2 protein-coding genes are annotated in these 2,819 nt (G+C 39.6%); both read left to right on the plus strand.

The window, feature by feature from the left end; all coding sequences use genetic code 11:
- The coding region (locus ACESK1_RS12865; RefSeq protein WP_372920580.1) for an alpha-amylase domain-containing protein at positions 1 to 228 on the plus strand (228 nt) is incomplete at its 5' end.
- A 300-nt stretch (positions 229 to 528) separates the two neighbouring features.
- A partial coding sequence (locus ACESK1_RS12870) for an adenosylcobalamin-dependent ribonucleoside-diphosphate reductase (RefSeq protein ID WP_372920581.1) occupies positions 529 to 2,819 on the plus strand: 2,291 nt, incomplete at its 3' end.

The following is a 2,819-nucleotide window of genomic DNA, read 5'->3' on the forward strand; positions in this document are numbered from 1 at the left end:
GATGAATATATTATGAAAAGAAACGGGGATAATGAAAACCCGGGATTAATTCTATATATTAGCACCAGCGATAATACCAAACGCCGAAACGTTCAAACAAACTGGAATAATGTTACCCTTTTAGATTACAGCGGTAACTCGACATACATCCCTACCTCCGATGAAAACGGAACAGTCAACTTGGAAGCTCCTGCAAATGGATATTCCATCTGGTCTGTTTCAAAATAAGAAGAATTTATTTTGAATTTTCATAGGTGTTAATTCAAAGAAGGCCGGCTTTTTTTAGTCGGCCTCTTTTTTTGCTTCAAATTCAGTAGCTTATTTCTCACCAAACTTAAATCAGGTTTTTTTAAAAATTTGTAAACTTTTAACTGTTGATAAATTTTTAAATACCTGAAATTAAGCTTATTAACAATTGGTTTTTGATAACTTTTTATTTTTGCAAGGTAAATTGTTGTTTATGTTTCTCTATATTTACAAAACAGTTTTTCATCAACTGGATTACTAACCTGAAAATTTAAATATAATATGAGCGTGCCAACAACTACCGCCCCTCCAAAAACCTACGGCCAGGATGAAGCTTTTAAAGCATCCCTGGAGTATTTCAAAGGAGATGACTTAGCTGCCCGGGTATGGGTAAACAAATATGCCCTGAAAGATTCTGATGGGAATATTTATGAACTTACTCCTAACGATATGCATCGCAGGATCGCAAAGGAGATTGCCCGAATCGAAAAGCGTTATCCAAACCCGATGAGCGAAAAAGAGGTTTTTGATCTTATTAAAGACTTCAAATATATTGTTCCGCAGGGAAGCCCAATGGCAGGAATTGGAAATCCTTATCAAATCGCATCACTTTCTAACTGTTTTGTAATTGGAAACGATGGGAACTCAGATTCCTATGGTGGCGTGATGAAAATAGATCAGGAGCAGGTACAGCTTATGAAACGCCGTGGCGGTGTTGGTCATGACCTTTCTCATATTCGCCCAAAAGGCTCAGCAGTAAAGAATTCAGCACTAACCTCTACCGGAATCGTCCCTTTTATGGAGCGTTACTCAAATTCTACCAGGGAGGTGGCCCAGGATGGAAGACGTGGCGCACTAATGCTTTCGGTTTCTATCAATCATCCTGATTCTGAAGATTTCATCAACGCTAAAATGGAACAGGGGAAAGTTACCGGTGCAAATGTATCTGTACGTATTGATGATGAATTTATGCGTGCGGTAAAAGAAAACGGAAATTACGTTCAGAAATATCCAATCTTCAGCGAAAACCCGAAGAACACCAAAGAAATTGAAGCCGAGAAACTATGGAAAAAGATTATCCACAACGCCTGGAAATCGGCGGAACCGGGGATTCTCTTCTGGGATACCATTATCAACGAATCGGTGCCTGATTGTTATGCAGACCTTGGCTACAAAACGGTTTCTACAAATCCTTGCGGGGAAATTCCGCTTTGTCCTTACGATTCCTGTAGGTTATTGGCGATCAACCTTTACTCTTATGTAGAAAATCCATTTACCGATAAAGCCAGCTTCAATTTTGATCTTTTCAAGAAACATATCGCAGCCGCTCAGCGAATTATGGATGATATTATCGATCTTGAATTGGAAAAAATAGACAAGATCATCGAGAAAATAGATGCCGATCCTGAAGGTCTTGAAATAAAAGGTGTAGAACGAAACCTTTGGTTGAATATTCAAAAAAAGGCTAACGAAGGAAGAAGAACAGGAATTGGCATTACTGCTGAAGGTGATATGCTGGCCGCTCTTGGAATTAAATACGGAAGCGAAAAAGGCATAGAATTCTCTACAGAAATTCATAAAACAATAGCTCTCGAAGCTTACCGCGCTTCAGTTTACGCTGCAAAAGAGCGTGGCGCTTTCGGTATTTTTGACTCAGAAAGAGAGAAAAATAATCCGTTTATCCTTCGGCTTAAAGATGCCGATGAAAAACTTTATTATGACATGCTGGAGTACGGCCGTAGAAATATTGCCTTGCTTACCATCGCTCCTACCGGAACTACAAGTTTAATGACCCAGACTACTTCCGGCATCGAACCTGTTTTTCTTCCGGTTTACAAACGTAGAAGAAAGGTAAATCCGAACGACAAAGACAGCAGGGTTGATTTTGTAGATGAAGTTGGTGATTCCTGGGAAGAATACGTGGTTTTCCACCACCGCTTTAAGGAATGGATGAAGATAAATGGTCACGATATTGATCGTTCTTATACTCAGGCTGAACTTGATGAACTTGTTAAATCCTCTCCTTATTACCAGGCTACCTCCAACGATGTAGACTGGTCAAGCAAAGTTCGCATGCAGGGAGCAGTTCAAAAATGGGTAGATCACTCTATTAGTGTGACGATTAATTTACCTAATGATGCAACAGAAGAACTTGTTGGACAACTTTATCTGGAAGCATGGCAAGAGGGTTGTAAAGGTGTAACTGTTTATCGCGATGGTTCTCGAAGCGGGGTTCTTATTTCTAATGAAGAGAAAAAAGAAGATGAAGAGACCGAAAGTCACTCTACCTTCCCAACCACAAGACCGGAAGTTTTAACCGCCGATGTTGTTAGGTTCCAAAACAACAAAGACAAATGGATTGCTTTTATCGGACTCATAGACGATAAGCCTTACGAGATCTTCACCGGGTTCGCTGATGATGAAGACGGAATTCTAATCCCACGCTGGGTAAATGACGGACTTATTATCAAGAACAGAAATGAAGATGGAACTTCAAGATATGATTTCCAATATGAGAACAAGCGTGGTTACAAAACAACAATAGAAGGATTATCCCATAAATTTAATCCGGA

The organism is Salegentibacter sp. (assembly GCF_041642575.1).
In the GTDB taxonomy this organism is placed as follows: domain Bacteria; phylum Bacteroidota; class Bacteroidia; order Flavobacteriales; family Flavobacteriaceae; genus Salegentibacter.